This is a genomic window from Prevotella brunnea, assembly GCF_008016795.1.
GTDB lineage: Bacteria > Bacteroidota > Bacteroidia > Bacteroidales > Bacteroidaceae > Prevotella > Prevotella brunnea.
The window spans coordinates 44,958-62,378 of the sequence record NZ_SDIK01000035.1 but is presented as its reverse complement, the minus strand read 5'-3'; the positions used below and the strand labels follow the sequence as shown (position 1 = coordinate 62,378).

Sequence of the window (17,421 nt, the reverse complement as noted above, 5' to 3'; positions counted from 1 at the left end):
CATTGCTGCCACATTCTACGAACATTATGATGAGATATTGAACTTCTATAACAACAGGGCTTCGAATGCCATGGCAGAATCGTTCAATGCCAAAATTAAACTTTTCCGAGCTAATCTAAGAGGAGTGGCAGACAAGAAGTTCTTCCTATTCAGAATTGCAAATCTATACGCATATCCCCACTGATTTTCTACTGAGCCCATATACATTCAATTCTTACAAAGAAATGCATTGCAAAAAGGGATTTCCTAAATGGAAATCCCTTTTTTGCGGTGCGTACGAGACTCGAACTCGTGACCTCCTGCGTGACAGGCAGGCATTCTAACCAACTGAACTAACGCACCAAAATTTACATACTCAAGAAAACGGAACTGCGGTGCGTACGAGACTCGAACTCGTGACCTCCTGCGTGACAGGCAGGCATTCTAACCAACTGAACTAACGCACCTTTTTACGGATATCAGCTGCCATTTCCTTTTAGCGAGTGCAAAGTTAGTAAATAAATTTGTAGTTTCCAAGAGAAGAGCCTGTTTTTTATAAAAAAAATTGCATTATTACCGCATCATTGTATTTACCATGATGGAAAAACCAATCTTTCAATATGACTGTCTCCTGAAACCCCACAAGGCTTAAACATCTTAACGAACTCGTATTTGAGACATCGACAAACGCATAGACTTGTCGCAAATGCAATGTATTCTTGGTATAATCGAGAACTTTTCTGATAGCAGAATATCCATAGCCTTGTCCTCGATATTCGTTAAGGATAATAAAGCCTAATTCAGCACGTTGATGCATGGGTTCAAAATTCACGATATCCATCACTCCCACTGTCTCTTGATTATCATTCTCAATAATCAGTCGAACCTGACCATCCAAATAGATATCATTGCTCGCATCGGCTATATAATTAAACAATGTATATCTGCTATAGGGAACATTGCTTGAGCAGACATTCCAAACCTCGTCTTCGTTCTCTATCTTATACAGCAAATCTAAATCTTCAGGCTCCATGGCACGAAGTTTGATCGATTTAACAGGTTTATCCATAGGTAAAAACTTCTTGCGATGTTATGAACTTTCCGGAGTGTTTGTCAAATGTTCCGATGTAAACATTATCAATGGGCTTTTTGTGAAACAACTCCAATATTTCTTCAAAGGAATAAGCATGCACATCGTACATTATATAATTAGGTTTATCGCTACTAAACAGATGTGAAAAATCATGATGACCATTGGGTAATTCAACATCATCTCCTTCTACGAACTGAGCCGACAATCCTCTGTTTAACGCCATTTTCTTGGTCTTTTCCAGGAAGTCAGCTCTTCCCAAAAAAATATAGTTTGCCATCATGTTCTTTGAAGGGCGGAAAAATCCAAGCGACTTTACTGTCTTGTTGTACAGCATGGCGAACAACGACCCTAAAGCCTTTAAATAAATAGCTGTCTTTATGGGAATACTGAGAAAGGCACTCATCCCGGCGTAGTGTTTACGAAAGAATATCAGCATGGCATCATAAAAGACGTGCACGTATTTAAAGCTCGATCGCTGTGTGCTTTCACCCTTATAATGCAAAATGGAAACCGGCAAATACCAATTCTCAAAGCCTCCTTTGAGTAGTCGATAACTAAGGTCAATGTCTTCACCGTACATAAAGAAAGTTTCATCCAAAAGACCTATTTTATTTAATGCGGAACGGCGTAGTAAACAAAACGCGCCACTGACAACCTCGACTTTTCCCGGTTCATCCCATGGCATGCCTCCCATGTAATAATGCCCAAATCGTGGATGCTCCGGATAACGCTTACAAAAGCCCATCATCTTGTAAAAAGCGACCATCGGCGATGGGAGACCACGTCGGCTCTCCATGGCTTTCGTACCATCGGAATTAAGCATGCGTACACCTAAGGCACCACCATGAGGATGATTAGCCATGAAAGTCAATGATTTATGTATCACCGACTCGCCCACGACCGTATCCGGGTTAAGTAATAAAACATATTCCCCCATGCTTTGCCGTATGGCTAAATTGTTGGCTCTCGCAAAACCTAAATTATGTGTAGAGGAAATACATTTTACCATTGGGAAATTATCCACAAGATATGCCACAGAGCCATCGTGAGAATGATTGTCCACCACTATTATTTCATGGTCAATCCCCTCAACAGCCCTAAGGACACTCGCCAAGCATTGTCCCAAATAGTATTTTACATTATAATTAACTATGATAATGCTCAATGTCATATACGCTCCACTTCATTTGTATCTTTTTGCTCACCAAGGAGATGTATCTCTTCCTCGCATCTGTTTTTACTCGGATAGATGAATGATAGGGACACGAGTAGTACAACCGCCATGTAAAAGAAACTTGTCTCTTCACCGTATAAATAATAAAACAGCACATTCAAGACCATGGGCAAACAAATCATCAACATCCGTAGAGATGACCAACGGCAATAGGCGGTAGCCGCTATTGTGTTCTTTCTTTTTAAAGATTTTCTCACCCCACCCAACTTTAACAAATACAAAGCTAATGGGATGAAAAGCAAAGTAATGAGTTGCATGACGATTTCAACAACAAACAATGACGCGTTGCCCATCATCGATCCCGGTAACAACCACCCTGACTCGTACAACAACACAATGATTACAACCATTATTAAAGCAGCACATAGCTCAAGAATTAAAAATCTTCTTACCTTTTCCATCCGTCGCGTCAATAATCAAAATCTATTCTGTTTAAGATGCTTCGTCCCAAGGTTATCTCGTCGGTGTATTCCAACTCATCGCCTATTGAAATGCCACGTGCGATAACCGTAATTTTAACAGGGTTGCCTTTCAATTTACGGGAAATGTAAAAATTAGTGGTATCGCCTTCCATCGTACTGGAAAGAGCCAAAATAATTTCGCGGATATCCCCGGATTTGACACGTTCCACCAAAGAGTCAATCTCCAAGTCGTTAGGACCTAAACCATCAATGGGTGATATAACTCCCCCAAGTACATGATACAATCCGTTATATTGTTGAGTATTCTCAATAGCCATAACGTCTTGCACATTTTCCACAACACAGATGGTATTCCTATCTCTTCGGGAATTAGAGCAAATATCACAAATATCGCTGTCGGAAATATTATGACAAACCGAACAATATTTAATCTCATGACGCATACGAGAAACCGCACGCGAGAATTCATCCACCTCATCAACGGATTGACGAAGCAGGTGCAAGACAAATCTTAAAGCGGTCTTCCTGCCCACTCCAGGCAGTTTTGAGAATTCATCAACTGCTTTTTCAAGCAACTGAGAAGGAAATTGTTGCATGAGAAAAAAGACCTACTTCTTAATCATCGAAAAGATAAATTCCAATACCTATCTTAAAGCCAATGGTGGAGTAATCTGAATTTTTAAAAGAATGATCATAATAAATCGCCGGTTCAATGGTCACCGATCGATTAATAAAGTAAGCATAGCCCACTTCTACTCCCGGCATGGCATCATTATAACTATGGTTCGCGTGCAGGAACTTGCAACCCGCACCCAGATAAAGCCCATTTTGAGTGATATAATAGCGAGCACCTGCACCGACCACGATATGATCGGCTACGGCGTCAGAACCATTATGCTCTGCGCTGAACGTACCTAAGAGCATCACATCGTCCCAAGCGAAATAGCCGGCTCTGGCTTCCAAACCGACATTAAATTTATCTTGACCATTGTAATGAAGGTTTAAGCCGGTGGCAGATGCCCCTAAATATGCTTTACCTTCATGGAATTGGGCGTTTGCCCCTAAAGTTAAAAGTAATGCTGTAGCCAGCATCATTATTTTCTTCTTCATATACTTTATTATTATATTCTCTTAAACCGATATTTTTAAAGGTTGAATCACCGTTTTCGCTTTTATTTCCCTTCCGACAAACGGATGGAAAAATAAGGCAATAAAAACTTTATATATTAGAAATTTCTGACAAAGGTAGTTGAAATATTTGAATTACAAAAATTATTAACTATCTTTGTAAACTTAATTACAAACAACACGCTCATTCCAACTATATATACACATTTTTATGTTAAGAAGATTATTGCTACTTGTTATAACTTTTTTGGCAATCAGCTGCTATTCACAATATTACGATAACCAAACAACTTACAACATCAGTGCTATGCCCAAACGGGAAGTAAGGGCGGTATGGCTGACGACACTTGGAAATCTTGACTGGCCCAAAACTTTTGCGACTTCTGAATACGGAGTCGAACGACAGAAAAGAGAACTTATCTACATGCTCAATCAATATCAGAAGGCAAATATCAACACTGTCTTATTACAAACAAGGGTTAGAGCAGCAACCATTTACCCCTCCAATATCGAACCATGGGATGAGTGTATCACCGGCAAAGCTGGACAAGCACCACCCTATGGCTATGACCCACTAAAATTCGCAGTGGAAGAATGTCATAAACGAGGCATGGAAATTCATGCGTGGATAGCGGCTGTCCCGGTTGGTGCTTCTAAATCATTGGGATGCCGACAGATGAAGAGTAAAGGATTTGACATCAGAGGCTTCTCGTCCGGCTCATACGTAAACCCCTCAGATCCTAAAATTGCAGAATATTTGGCTGACATCTGTGCAGAGATAACTCGTAACTACGATATTGACGGAATTAATCTCGATTACATAAGATACCCAGACGGATGGAGAAGTCCAACATATAGAAACGGCGACACACCGAACAACAGAAGAGAAAACATTACCAGAATTGTAAAAGCCGTACACGATAAAGTGAAAGCAATAAAACCATGGGTGAAAATATCATGTTCCCCCATCGGAAAGTATTCCGATCTTTCGCGCTACTCGTCAAAGAACTACAACGCAAGGGACAGAGTGTCTCAAGAGGCGCAAGCATGGGTAAAGGCAGGAATAATGGATCAGCTCTATCCCATGCAGTATTTCCTTGGGAATAATTACTACCCCTACTGCGCTGATTGGATGGAAAATTCCAATAATAAAGATATCATCTCAGGGTTAGGAACTTATTTCTTAGATCCACGGGAAGGCAAGTGGACTCTAAGCGATATCAGTAGGCAAATGTATGTTAGTCGGTCCTTGGGAATGGGACATGCCCATTTTCGTTCCTCATTTTTATTAAACAACCGAGAGGGAATTTTTAGCTTTGAAAAATATTTCAATGCATACCCGGCACTAACGCCTGCTATGACATGGCAAAGTAAATCTCTTCCAAATGTTCCTATACTGAAGAAAGATATTGATTTCATCACTTACACAACGAATAACGACGCAATTATTAATTGGCAAGGAAACGCACCTTATTATAATATATATATAGACACAAACTATCCAGTGGATATCACGAATTCAAGAAATCTGGTGATTTCCAGATACGATGGAACTTCATTCAGGCACAGCAATGCGCACGTCAAAAAAATATATTATGCCATTACCGCAATGGATCGGTTTGGCAACGAAAGTGCTCCACTTCAAGCAACAGCGAAACCTTCAGAAAAGAAAAAATTATTGGACAATAATGGCGCTGAACTCGAACTACCGAACGAATGTCAAGAAAACGATTTTAAATATTACACCATCGAGTCATTGGAAGGCGTGGTTTTACGAAAAATATTCGCAGACTATTCAAATGCAAGAACCATAGGAATATACATGCTTCCACAAGGTGTTTATTCCATTAGAGGACACAAGTCAAAACACAAAACTGGTAGCAGAATAGGTTTCTTCGCAATTAAAAAATAACATGAAAATTTTTAACAAGAAAGCAATTTTTATCAACTTCCTAAATTACTGCTAATCAACAACTTAAAAATCGCTATTTAAAAGCTAAGCAATTGCATCGCAATAGCTTAGCTTTTGCGTTTCATTTGCTAAGCTTTTACAATTCAAAAGGTAAGCTTTATAAACACAATCATAGAAAACAATTGACATTCCAAAAACTACCACCAACAGATTAACATTTCCAACCATTGAAAAGATGTAGCGAACAGATCCACCTACGAAATAAGCTATTGGAATACTTTTACGTTAGACAAAGCTATATTAACCTATTCGCATATTCTGATTTTGATAACTTCGCCAACAATAAAAAAGAAATGATGTCATTCTATTCTATTAAAAATAGAAACGATATGTAAATATATCTTAATAATTGAATTTTCTTGCAGGATTGTTTGTTCATGAAAAATTAAGATTGTAAGTTTGCACATAGATATGAAAATACCTAAACGGAAAGATTTATTTTTTAATTAAAAACTATGGAAAAGAAAACGGTTGTAACAGGCGTTATAGGTGCTGACGCTCATGCTGTAGGTAACAAAATCATTGCCTTTGCGTTAGAGCAGCACAATTATAACGTTGTCAATCTTGGTGTAATGGTGTCGCAAGAGGAGTATATATCCGCAGCAATTGAAACGAAAGCAGATGCTATTTTAGTTTCATCCATGTATGGTCATGGAGAAATAGACTGTCAGGGATTTCGTCAGAAATGCGATGAAGCAGGTTTGCAAGGCATTCCAATCTTCGTAGGAGGAAATCTTGTTGTGGGCAAACAGAACTTTGAAGACGTTGAGAAGAGATTTTTGGCAATGGGGTTCACGAAAGTATATCCTCCCGGAACCGACATTGAAGTTTCCATCAAAGACCTTGATAAAGTTTTAGGAAAGGAAAATTAATGAAATACTTGACAGTGGACTTTGGCAGCACTTATACAAAGCTCACGGCGATAGATTCCGAAGCGAGAAAGGTGCTGGGTACTGCGTCTGCGTTCACAACCATTGAAACGGATGTGATGGAAGGTTTTCGCAACGGCATGCGAAACTTAGAGGAGAAAATCGGAAAATTTGAATACGAAAGGCTTCTCTGTTGCAGCAGTGCAGCCGGTGGTTTGAAAATGGTCGCTTTAGGATTGGTTCCGGAGCTAACAGCAAAAGCTGCGAAAATGGCAGCCTCAAGTGCAGGAGCAAAAGTTGTGAAAACCTACTCGTTCGAGATTTCACAGGCGGAACAAGAGGAAATATACCAAATAAACCCCGACTTGGTTTTACTTTGTGGTGGAACAGATGGAGGGAACAAAGAGGTCATTCTTGCTAACGCAAAACGACTTTGCCAAATCGACCGTAACTTTTCTATTATCGCGGCAGGCAATAAAACAGCCTCCTACGAACTGGAAGAGATATTTAAGCATTCTGACAAGAAATGTGTAATCACGGAAAACGTGATGCCACAATTCAACGTTATCAACATCAATCCCGCAAAACAAAAAATCAAGGAGCTTTTCATTAGCCGAATCATCGAAGCCAAAGGTCTTACAAAGGTTCAGAAGATGAGCGGTTATGACATAATCCCCACTCCGTTGGCTGTATTAACCGGCTGCGAGCTTTTAAGTAAGGGAAACGGAAGAGACGAAGGAATAGGCGATTTAATGGCTGTGGATTTAGGTGGAGCGACCACCGACATTTATTCCATGGCGAAAGGTCAGCCCACCATCGGCGATGTAGTTACCAAGGGGTTACCCGAGCCTTACAGTAAGCGCACCGTTGAGGGGGATTTGGGCATGAGGTATAGTCTCACCGCTATGGCAGACGAGATTGACATGGAGCTCTTCTCAGATGAATTAGGAATAGAGCAGAAAAAAATAGAAGAGTGGATTGACAAATGTGCCAATAGTCCCGCTACCCTACCCGCTAACGAGGAAGAAGCGAGAATTGAACAAGGACTGGCACGTAACGCCGTGAAAGTTGCCGTGGAACGCCACTGCGGTTATTTTGAACCGGCATACACTCCCATGGGACAGGTATTTACACTTACGGGAAAAGACTTATCCGAAGTTCCATACGTAGTAGGAATTGGCGGTTCGATTATTAACAACTCCAATCCTGAAAAAATTCTTAGTGGAGCCGCGAAAGCAGCATCAAAAGATCCCATGTTTGCCAAACCGAAACATCCACAATATATGCTTGACAAGAAATACATCTTCGCGTCAATGGGATTGCTAAGCGCATTTGAACCCAAGTTGGCATTGTCAATATTGAAAAAGGAAATAACGAAAATTTAACATTTACAATCATTCTAATCGCGATGGAATTAAAGAATCAGAAACTAAGTAATGACGTGTTCTTCAAAGAACGGGAAGAGGTCTTGAGCCAATGGGAGACCGGTAAAGACGTGGATTTTGACGAAGCAGTAGAATACCAAAAAACCATCCCTGCCGAAAAGCATTTCTGCGCTAAGTTGCAGAAAGCAAAAGAAAACGGGGACACCCTAATTCAGCCTCGTGCAGGCGTGGCTCTCTATCAAGAGCACATAAAGTTGTTGCAATTCCTCGAAGAAGAGGGAGGAGCCGACTTGCTACCATCAACAATTGATAGTTACACGCGTTTGAACAGATACAACGAGTGCCAAATAGGTATAGACAAAAGTTTTGAAACAGGTCGGTCCATGCTGAATGGTTTTCCGGCAGTAAACTATGGTGTTAATATCTGTCGGCAAGTAACATCGGCAGTAAAAAGTCCGGTTCAGGTAAGGCACGGAACCCCCGATGCTCGCTTATTGACGGAAATAGCGATTGCCGGTGGATTTACATCCTATGAAGGTGGCGGTATTTCTTATAATATCCCTTATTCCAAGAATCACCCGATTGACAAAGTAATTCGTTACTGGCAATATACCGACCGACTCTGCGGATTGTACGAAGAAGCCGGCGTATCAATCAATCGTGAACCCTTCGGTCCTTTAACCGGTACGCTCATCCCTCCTTGCATCTCCAACGCCGTAGCGGTAATCGAGGCAGTATTGGCAGCCACACAAGGAGTAAAAGACTTAACAGTGGGCTACGGACAATGTGGCAACTTAATTCAAGACGTTGCTGCCATCCGCTCTCTTGACATCATGACAAGAAAATATCTTGATAAATTCGGATATAAAGATGCCAGAGTAACTACTGTATTCCACCAATGGATGGGTGGTTTCCCACAAGACGAAGCAAAAGCATTCGGCGTAATCTCATGGGGTTCCGCAGCAGGAGCATTAGCAAAGGCTACCAAGGTAATCGTTAAGACACCGCATGAGGCCATGGGTATTCCAACTAAAGAAGCTAATGCAGCCGGATTGCGCGCTACCAAGCAGGTGATAAATATGTTGAAAGACCAAAACTTCCGCGAAATCCCGGCGGTGGTAGAGGAGAGCGAAATCATCATGCAAGAAATGGACTGCATCCTCAATAAGGTTGAGGAACTTGGCAAAGGCGACTGGGCTGTTGGAACTTGTGCTGCAGTTGAGGCAGGAGTAATCGACATCCCATTTGCCCCCAACAAGTACAATGCAGGCAAGGTTCTGCCGGCACGCGACAACCAAGGTGCTATTCGTCTTCTAAATATGGGCAATATGCCTTTCACCGATGATTTGGTAATGTTCCACAGACAAAAGCTCGAAGAGCGTGCTAAAGCAGAAAATCGTCCCGTTAGCTTCCAAATGGTTATCGACGACGTCTATGCTATCGGTAAAGGACACCTTGTAGGACGCCCGAGAGACAATAATAACTAAAAGGCTTTCCCCGGCTTTGCAAACGCAAAGCATGGGGAATGTCAGCATATCAAAGAAGGATAAATTTATCCTGACATTGAGTTTTCAATAACATCTACAATATTAAATTATATTTCAAATTATGAAAATTAAGAAAGTTGTATGCGCTCCCGGCAAAACGGGTTTCTTCTTTGATGACCAAAAGGCCATCAAGGCTGGCGCCAAGAACGATGGTGCTTTCTATGAAGGAAAGCCACTAACACCCGGTTTCAAAGCTGTTAGACAAGCCGGTGAGTCAATCAGTGTAATGTTCATCCTCGAGAATGGAGCAATTGCACATGGCGATTGTGCTGCAGTACAATATTCAGGCGCAGGTGGTCGCGACCCATTGTTCCTTGCCGCGGATTTCATTCCCGTTATCGAAAAGGAAATTGCACCACTGTATGAAGGAAAGGAAATCACTTCGTTCCGTGAAATGGCCGACCTCGTTGATAAAAAAATAAGCGCAAACGGTAAGAAATACCACACAGCAATTCGCTATGGTGTTACACAAGCATGTCTTGATGCAGTTGCCAAGAGCCAATCAAAATTGATGGCAGAGGTCATTGCCGAAGAGTATGGCACAACGATTTCAAAGACCATGATCCCAATCTTTTCACAATCTGGCGACGACCGCTACTTGAATGCTGACAAGATGATCATGAAACAAGCTGAAGTATTACCACACGCCTTGTTCAACCACGTTGAAACAAAGGTTGGTTTGAAAGGCGAAAAGATTAAGGAGTACATTGAATGGCTGCGCGAGCGCATTATCAAGTTCCGCCCCACAGAAAATTATAAGCCAACCATTCACATCGACGTTTATGGTACTTTAGGACTTGTATTCAACAACGACTTTGAAGCCATTGCAAAGTATATCGGAGAAGTTGCCGAAGTGGCAAAACCTTTCCATCTGCGTGTTGAAGGTCCTGTAGATATGGGCGAGCGCGAAGCTCAAATCGAAGCTTTGGCAGCAATTCGCTCGGCTATGGAACGTGAAGGCATTGAAGCTGAAATCGTAGCTGACGAATGGTGCAACACATTGGAAGACATCATTGCTTTCTCTGAAAAGAAAGCCGGGCATATGGCACAAATCAAGACACCTGATCTTGGTGGTATTAACAATGCTATCGAAGCTGTTCTCTACTGCAAGCAACACGGCATGGGAGCATACCTCGGTGGTACATGCAACGAAACCAATCGCTCTGCGGAGGTTTGTGCAAACATTGCCATGGCAACGTCTCCTGTTCAGTATCTCGCAAAACCGGGTATGGGTGTTGACGAAGGCTACATGATTGTATATAACGAAATGAGCAGAATCTTAGCTCTGACTAAGTAATCAAAAAAAAGATTGACGAGTTAGCAAGTCTGCTGTAGTTTGTTATTTGCTTTTAATTAGCTAACAAGCAGCATACTTGCCAACTCGTTTACTTGTAATCTAAAAACATTAAAATTAGCAAAAATGGAAGAAATAAGAATACTTTCCACTACAGCGATATTGGGTTATGGTTTCCCAATGGAATCGTTTGAAGAGGGAATGAAGCGCAAACCACATGTCATAGCTGTTGATGCCGGTTCAACCGATCCGGGTCCATACTACCTGGGCGCGGGTAAATCGTTTACCGATCGTAACTCTGTTAAACGCGATTTGGAAATTATGATTCCTGCCGGCGTAGAGGCAAAAGTTCCTGTTATCGTTGGTACAGCCGGCGGTAGCGGTGCACATCCTCATGTAGAGTTCGTTTTGGACATCATTCGCGAGATTGCGAAGGAGAAGAAACTCTCTTTCAAAATGGCAGTGATTGAATCTGAATTTGAAAAAGATTTCATCAAGGAAGAACTTCGCAACGGAAAAATTACTCCACTTGCTCCGGCTAAACCTATCCAAGAAAAGGATGTTGATGAGGCCATCCACATCGTGGCACAAATTGGAGAAGAGCCCTATATCAAGGCCTTGGAATCAGGTGCAGATGTCATTATCGCAGGACGCTCTTACGATCCTTCCGTGTTTGCTGCACTCCCCATCAAGGAAGGATTCCCCAAAGGATTGGCAATTCATCTTGGTAAGATTCTTGAGTGCGCTGCTATCTGCGCCTTGCCGGGAAGCGGTAGCGACTGTATGTTTGGCTATCTCCACAAGGATGATTTCGTATTGGAGCCACTTTCATCGGCACGCAAATGTACCACGCTTTCCATCGCCGGTCATACGTTATACGAAAAGACCAATCCATACGTATTGCCCGGTCCAGGCGGTGCCATCAATCTTCACGAAGCTAAATTCGAACAGGTGGACGACAACAAGGTTCGCGTATCCGGAAGTAAGTTCGTTCCTACGGACAAATACTATGTGAAGTTGGAAGGTGTACGCCGTGTAGGATATCGCACGATGTCGCCTGCTGCCTGCAAAGACCCTATCATGATTTCCAAGATTGACGAAATCATCAAGAGTGTTCGCGAGCGCGTTGAGAATAACTTTGAGAAGTTCGGTATCACTGATTTCTTCCTTGACTTCAAAATCTATGGTAAGAAAGGTGTGATGGCAATGTTCAAGGGCGCAGAAGAGTCTCACTCTGATGAGTTGCTCATTATCATTGAGGCTGTAGCTGAAACTCAAGAAATAGCAAATACAATTTGCAGTTTCGCACGAAGCACCATGCTCCACTTCGGCTACGAAGGACGTTATTCTACATCCGGCAACCTCGCTTTCCCATTCTCACCTTCAGACTGCAAGATGGGCGAAGTATTCGAGTTCAATATTTATCATCTCTTGGAAGTTAAAGATCCGACAAGTCTCTTCCCAATTGAGTATGTAAACTTTGAAAACGGAGAATGCAAGTAATCAACAAAAAGAAGAAATAATCATGGCAAAATATAAATTAATAGATGTATCTTCTGTAATTCGCAGTAAGAACTCAGGACCTTATGAACTTACTTTCGATGTCATCTTCAAAGACTTCGACATTTACAATAAGGTAAAAGATGCAAAAATCTTCAATGAGGAGATGTTCTGCAACTTATATCATATACAGAAAGAAGACATTATCAATATTGTACACTTTGACCCGGCTAAAGCCATTAAAGTAACAATCGTTCGTCCAATCCCATCGGGTTCGTTAGGCGAAACTGACGTGTATGGAGCTCAGCAGCATACACCATTGATGAAGTTCGCTTTTGAACTGTAAGCATCCAAACAAGTTGATAAGTTGGCAAGTCCGCGGTTTTCTTGCACACACCGCAAATGGTGTAACGAAAGTCCACGAAAACTTGTAAACTTATCAACTTGTTTTTTTCATTCATGTATCATGTTGCCAACATGGTTTTGGCATATTCAAACAAACAAGACACAACCCAAACTCCCTCTCAGCATGATTAATCATATTCAGCAATATCTTATTTCAACCCAATATTTTGCCCCTCGTGGTAAAGAACGACTTATCATTCTCGGCGACCACATATCTCAACGACACCTTTTATTCACCGATCGGTTGATTGGAATAGTAGGAGATGCCGGTTCCGGAAAGTCATCATTAATAAAAGGTATGTTTCCCGGATTGGAACTTGCCAATGACGATGATGTCATCAATCCAAGAAAGATAATGGTTCTGCGTGAAGCCATTGCATTGGGAGAAGTAAAAGAATCGTCCTCTTTCCATCTTGATGTTCGTTTCCTTATGGGATTTTTGCAAATGTGGGAGATAGCGGAGTTCGTGAAAACCCTGCTGAAACATAACAAACGTGTCATCATAGAGCATTTCAATCTACTTCATCAAGCTTTGGGCAGAAATGCCGATTTGCTGGTGGGAATAGGAGAAGAGATTATCGTGGCACGCCCCAGTATGTTCGGTCCGTTGCCGGAGAGTATTTATGAGATTGTTCATGAATCCCTAAAATACAGAAAGATGGCGCATAGTGCCGAAGAAATTACACGTTATGTATTGGAGGACAGGTACGGAATATATCAGGACAGTTATTTCTTTTCAGATATTCGCAACGGTTTCGTTATGAAATTCTACAACAAGGAAGAGTTTGATATTTCTGAATTGGAGGCTGATGTCAAGGAAGTTATCGGGAAGAGTTTGCCTGTTGCCTACTATGATGAAGAACACATCACCATCGGGGATCGCGTTGTTGAATGTGGCGGTCCACGCTTGCAAGTAAGAAACACGTCGGAGATAACCGATTTTTCGCTTGTAAAAGAACTGATGTTTGACAATGATACCAAGACCTATTGCCTTATAGGCATTGTGGATAAGAATTGCGAAAATATTGAAAACAGAAATACTCAGTATTTCCTTACAAGAGACATTTAAATGAGAGAGATAGAAGCATCAAAAATTACGGAGTTAGTAGAAAAACTTTGTATAGAAGCATGTTACGTTTTGGCTGACGACATTTATTCAAAACTTGTTGTTTGTTCTAAAGCCGAAAAGTCTCCGCTGGCGAAGAAGATCATCGGGACAATCGTTAAGAACGCTGATATTGCCAAAACAGAAAGAAGTCCGATGTGCCAAGACACCGGCATGACAGTAGTGTTTGTGAAAATGGGACAAGATGTCCACGTAACGGGTGGATTTATTGAAGACGCCGTCAATCAAGGCGTAAGGCAGGGTTACAGCAAAGGGTATCTTCGCAAATCCGTTGTGAAAGATCCTCTTGACAGGGTGAACACCACCGACAACACTCCTGCCATCATTCACTATGAAATCGTTCCCGGCAAGAAATTTCACATAACGGTGGCTCCAAAGGGATTTGGAAGCGAAAATAAGAGTGGACTAAAAATGCTCACGCCGAGCGATGGTGTGCCGGGCATAAAGAAGTTCGTCATCGACACTATTTTCCATGCCGGCGGAAATCCCTGTCCCCCGATCATCGTAGGCATCGGTATTGGAGGAACAATGGAACGTGCTGCCTATCTGAGTAAGAAAGCACTTTTGCGTCCCGTGGGCAGTGTAAGTGATAATGAACAAGTGGCACGCTTGGAAAAAGAGCTCCTTGAGGAGATTAATAAACTCGGTATCGGACCTTGCGGATTTGGAGGAACAACGACAGCCTTGGCAGTGAACATCTTGACCAATGCCACTCATATTGCCGGCTTACCGGTTTCCGTAAATATTGGTTGCCATGCTACAAGGCATGCAGAAGGTGATTTGTAATTATTAGACTTAGAACATTATGGAAGAACAGAAAAGAATACTAACAGCCCCTTTCACGGACGAGAAGATAAAATCATTAAAAGCCGGTGATATGGTTTTCATCTCGGGCACGATATATACAGCAAGAGATGCTGCCCATAAACGACTTTGCGAAATGCTCAAAGCAGGCGAGCCGATGCCTTTTGACTTTAAGGGACAAGTTGTCTATTATGCCGGGCCATGTCCTGCCAAGCCCGGTCAGCCCATTGGGTCGGTAGGTCCCACGACCGGTGGCAGAATGGACGCCTACTCTCCCACCCTTATCAAGGAGGGATTACGCGTCATGATAGGGAAAGGGTCGCGAAGCGAAGAAGTGATCGATGCGCTCAAAAAGCACACCGGAGTTTATTTCGCTGCCATTGGCGGGGCTGCTGCTCTTATGGCGAAAGCCGTGAAGGAAGCGGAAGTCATCGCTTTTCCCGAGCTTGGCACTGAAGCGATACGCAAACTCAGAGTGGAGGAATTGCCCGTCATCGTGGCAATAGACCATGAGGGCAACGATATGTATAAATTGGGCGTTGCTCAATATAGACAGGAGTAAATGAAAGTGGGGTAAATGTGGCGGAGTGATTATCACCGATGATGCGATGCCACATTTACCTTTTCGGTATCTGCCAAAATATTAAAACCTTTTCCACATGAATAAAAAAGTATTTTTTCTAACCACGATTTTTCTTTTCTATCTTACTTCGGGCTATGCCTGCACAGCTGCCGTCGTAACCGGAAAAGTTACTGCCGACGGACGTCCTCTGCTTTGGAAAGTAAGAGACACCGATAATTTGCAAAACAGCATAAAGTTTTTTAACGGAACCAAGTATAATTTCTTTGGGATTGTCGATTGTAACGCTCGCAGCAATGAGGAAATTTGGATGGGTACCAATACCGCCGGCTTTTCCATCATGAACACACAGTCGTTTAACTTAGAGGAAACAATCAATGGTGTAGAGCCGGGCGATAAGAACGGAAACTTCATGTTCAGAGCCCTTAATGTTTGTGCCACGGTGGATGAGCTGAAGAACTTTCTCGACACGACCAGTCTCAAAGGTTTGTGTGCAAACTTTGGCGTAATCGATGCGAGAGGCGGCGCGGGGTGGTTTGAAGTAAGCACTCGCGGCTACAAGTTTTTTGATGCCAACGACCCTGCCATTGCACCCCACGGCTACATTGCACGCACAAACTTCAGCTTCACCGGTCCGGAACACAAGGGGTTGGGTTATGTCAGATACAGAACCGATGACGAAGCCCTTGCCGGAGCTGCCCAAAGCAAATCCATCGCTCCGGATTGGATTTTTACGTCATTGGCACGCTCATTTGTTAATCCACAACTCGGCATCGACCTCCGCGACGGCAATCACAATAAGCCCAAAACTGCGGGATGGTTTATCGATCAGGATTTCATTTCTCGCAGCGGTACGGCATGTTCCGCCATCATTCAAGGCGTACGGATCAACGAGAATCCTGAACTTACCACCCTATGGACGGTATTAGGTTATCCGCCGGTAAGCGTGGCGTTTCCCTTCTGGTTAAAAGACGCCGATACCCTTCTGCCATCCTTATACACGAGCAAGCCCAAAGAAGTTGTTACCCTCTTTGGTAAAAAAGTGGACAAGCTGAAAGAACAAGTCTATGCTTTCCATGAAGGCATTGGTTCAGACCGTTATTTCTATTGGGAGGCGCTCTACAATAAAGATGGGAATGGCATCATGCAGCAATTGGCTCCGGTAGAGAAAGAAATCTTCAGAATGACCAATGAAACGAGAGACAAATGGTATAAAAATGGAAAGATAAAAAGTTCGGAATTAAAAACACTATACGACAATCTTTCCGAATATGTCTCGCAAAGCTATCAACGATTGTTCAATTTATAAGCTCCAAATCAGGAAGACCACACAAAGACGGCTGATATTGTATGCTTCCGATAAGCTCTTGTCTTGTCAGAGTGCGAACAACCGTTCACTTCCCACCCATGGAACGTTTATATTCCACCCATGGAACGTTCACATTCCACCCATGGAACATTCATGTTCCTCCCATGGAACGTCAGCGTTCCACGAGAGGGATATTTCCGTTCCACGAGAGGAAACATTATCGCACGTGCTATTTTCGGCGAGGCGGCTTGATATAGTGCTCTTCAAAAGCCAGGAATTCTGGTTCCACCCCCTGCCCTGCCTCGGCAAAAACCTTGCGGATGTATGCTTGGTCATCGGGCGAAATGACCTCGTCGCCACGGCGCATACGTCCTATCAACGCATATCCGAAGTGGCTTTCCAACCTTTCATGTATCGCGTCCTGAGCATCGCTCGTGAGCGCACCGTAACGCCAGCGCATGCCACGAGCAAAACGTCGCAGTTCCCACCGGTGAAACACCGGACAATGGTCGTAGCCCCCTGCCTTTTCGATGATCCGCGGGTTGGCGATGGAAAGGAAGAATCTGTCCTGCTCCATCTCGCGCCGTGCGTTGTGCCAAAGCGTACATTCCTCATGGCGGGGACATTGAGGCGTGTAGCAAATATCGTATTCCATTTCTGATTGAAATTTAGTTCTTTGTTCCTACAACACGTGAATGCGTTTGTAGATTTCGTCGTCGCTCCGGTCGCAGAATTGTTTGAACCTCTCACTGATAATATCTGTCAAAAGAAGAA

19 protein-coding genes and 2 tRNA genes are annotated in these 17,421 nt (G+C 42.7%); 13 read left to right on the top strand and 8 right to left on the bottom strand.

The window, feature by feature from the left end; all coding sequences use genetic code 11:
* Positions 1 to 184 (top strand): transposase (locus tag ETF27_RS05375; RefSeq protein ID WP_147785568.1); only part of this gene is annotated, 184 nt, incomplete at its 5' end.
* An 84-nt stretch (positions 185 to 268) separates the two neighbouring features.
* Here the strand turns inward: ETF27_RS05375 and ETF27_RS05370 are convergent.
* The 7 genes from ETF27_RS05370 to ETF27_RS05340 form a co-directional block, all read right to left on the bottom strand.
* Positions 269 to 342: transfer RNA gene (locus ETF27_RS05370), tRNA-Asp, on the bottom strand.
* 30 nt (positions 343 to 372) lie between these two features.
* Positions 373 to 446 (bottom strand) — tRNA-Asp (locus tag ETF27_RS05365).
* Between the two features lie 86 nt (positions 447 to 532).
* Positions 533 to 1,048 carry a GNAT family N-acetyltransferase gene (locus tag ETF27_RS05360; protein ID WP_130828812.1) on the bottom strand — a complete coding sequence of 172 codons (516 nt, stop codon included), beginning with the start codon at positions 1,046 to 1,048 and terminating at the stop codon, positions 533 to 535.
* Positions 1,041 to 2,243 (bottom strand): glycosyltransferase family 2 protein, encoded by a 1,203-nt coding sequence (locus ETF27_RS05355; RefSeq protein ID WP_130828811.1) that lies wholly within the window; start codon positions 2,241 to 2,243, stop codon positions 1,041 to 1,043. Before ETF27_RS05355 ends, ETF27_RS05360 begins: the two co-directional genes overlap by 8 nt.
* Positions 2,240 to 2,707 (bottom strand): hypothetical protein, encoded by a 468-nt coding sequence (locus ETF27_RS05350; protein ID WP_130828810.1) that lies wholly within the window; start codon positions 2,705 to 2,707, stop codon positions 2,240 to 2,242. Before ETF27_RS05350 ends, ETF27_RS05355 begins: the two co-directional genes overlap by 4 nt.
* An 8-nt stretch (positions 2,708 to 2,715) precedes the next feature.
* The gene (recR, locus tag ETF27_RS05345) at positions 2,716 to 3,324 is read right to left on the bottom strand and encodes a recombination mediator RecR (RefSeq protein WP_130828809.1); all 609 of its coding nucleotides are present in this window, start codon (positions 3,322 to 3,324) and stop codon (positions 2,716 to 2,718) included.
* A gap of 19 nt (positions 3,325 to 3,343) precedes the next feature.
* Positions 3,344 to 3,838: a hypothetical protein gene (locus ETF27_RS05340; RefSeq protein WP_130828808.1), complete on the bottom strand. Its 495-nt coding sequence runs from the start codon at positions 3,836 to 3,838 to the stop codon at positions 3,344 to 3,346.
* A 229-nt stretch (positions 3,839 to 4,067) separates the two neighbouring features.
* On the opposite strand from ETF27_RS05340, the gene ETF27_RS05335 reads away from it, so the two are divergent.
* The 12 genes from ETF27_RS05335 to ETF27_RS11655 all read left to right on the top strand — a co-directional run bounded on the left by ETF27_RS05335 (position 4,068) and on the right by ETF27_RS11655 (position 16,899).
* Positions 4,068 to 5,768 carry a glycoside hydrolase family 10 protein gene (locus tag ETF27_RS05335; RefSeq protein ID WP_181951316.1) on the top strand — a complete coding sequence of 567 codons (1,701 nt, stop codon included), beginning with the start codon at positions 4,068 to 4,070 and terminating at the stop codon, positions 5,766 to 5,768.
* Between the two features lie 515 nt (positions 5,769 to 6,283).
* Positions 6,284 to 6,700 (top strand): methylaspartate mutase subunit S, encoded by a 417-nt coding sequence (glmS, locus tag ETF27_RS05330; RefSeq protein ID WP_130828806.1) that lies wholly within the window; start codon positions 6,284 to 6,286, stop codon positions 6,698 to 6,700.
* Entirely contained in the window at positions 6,700 to 8,082 is a 1,383-nt protein-coding gene (gene glmL, locus ETF27_RS05325; RefSeq protein WP_130828805.1) for a methylaspartate mutase accessory protein GlmL, read from the top strand. The genes glmS and glmL overlap by 1 nt, the downstream gene beginning before the upstream one ends.
* A 23-nt stretch (positions 8,083 to 8,105) precedes the next feature.
* Positions 8,106 to 9,569, top strand: a complete 1,464-nt coding sequence (locus tag ETF27_RS05320; protein ID WP_130828804.1) for a methylaspartate mutase subunit E — start codon at positions 8,106 to 8,108, stop codon at positions 9,567 to 9,569.
* 121 nt (positions 9,570 to 9,690) lie between these two features.
* A complete protein-coding gene (locus tag ETF27_RS05315) occupies positions 9,691 to 10,926 on the top strand; it encodes a methylaspartate ammonia-lyase (RefSeq protein WP_130828803.1) in 1,236 nt (411 codons plus the stop codon).
* Positions 10,927 to 11,049: 123 nt separating this feature from the next.
* The gene (locus ETF27_RS05310; RefSeq protein ID WP_130828802.1) at positions 11,050 to 12,426 is read left to right on the top strand and encodes an acyclic terpene utilization AtuA family protein; all 1,377 of its coding nucleotides are present in this window, start codon (positions 11,050 to 11,052) and stop codon (positions 12,424 to 12,426) included.
* Positions 12,427 to 12,448: 22 nt separating this feature from the next.
* Positions 12,449 to 12,769 carry a DUF4387 domain-containing protein gene (locus tag ETF27_RS05305; RefSeq protein ID WP_130828801.1) on the top strand — a complete coding sequence of 107 codons (321 nt, stop codon included), beginning with the start codon at positions 12,449 to 12,451 and terminating at the stop codon, positions 12,767 to 12,769.
* A 183-nt stretch (positions 12,770 to 12,952) separates the two neighbouring features.
* Positions 12,953 to 13,897: a P-loop NTPase family protein gene (locus ETF27_RS05300; protein WP_130828800.1), complete on the top strand. Its 945-nt coding sequence runs from the start codon at positions 12,953 to 12,955 to the stop codon at positions 13,895 to 13,897.
* Positions 13,898 to 14,740 (top strand): fumarate hydratase, encoded by an 843-nt coding sequence (locus tag ETF27_RS05295; RefSeq protein WP_130828799.1) that lies wholly within the window; start codon positions 13,898 to 13,900, stop codon positions 14,738 to 14,740.
* A gap of 19 nt (positions 14,741 to 14,759) precedes the next feature.
* A complete protein-coding gene (locus ETF27_RS05290) occupies positions 14,760 to 15,320 on the top strand; it encodes a Fe-S-containing hydro-lyase (protein ID WP_130828798.1) in 561 nt (186 codons plus the stop codon).
* 97 nt (positions 15,321 to 15,417) lie between these two features.
* Positions 15,418 to 16,647: a hypothetical protein gene (locus ETF27_RS05285; RefSeq protein ID WP_240048132.1), complete on the top strand. Its 1,230-nt coding sequence runs from the start codon at positions 15,418 to 15,420 to the stop codon at positions 16,645 to 16,647.
* A gap of 120 nt (positions 16,648 to 16,767) precedes the next feature.
* A complete protein-coding gene (locus tag ETF27_RS11655) occupies positions 16,768 to 16,899 on the top strand; it encodes a hypothetical protein (RefSeq protein WP_255418101.1) in 132 nt (43 codons plus the stop codon).
* On the opposite strand, the gene ETF27_RS05280 is transcribed toward ETF27_RS11655, so the two are convergent.
* Positions 16,877 to 17,302, bottom strand: a complete 426-nt coding sequence (locus ETF27_RS05280) for a DUF6078 family protein (RefSeq protein ID WP_130828797.1) — start codon at positions 17,300 to 17,302, stop codon at positions 16,877 to 16,879. The genes ETF27_RS11655 and ETF27_RS05280 overlap by 23 nt on opposite strands.
* Between the last annotated feature and the right edge of the window lie 119 nt (positions 17,303 to 17,421).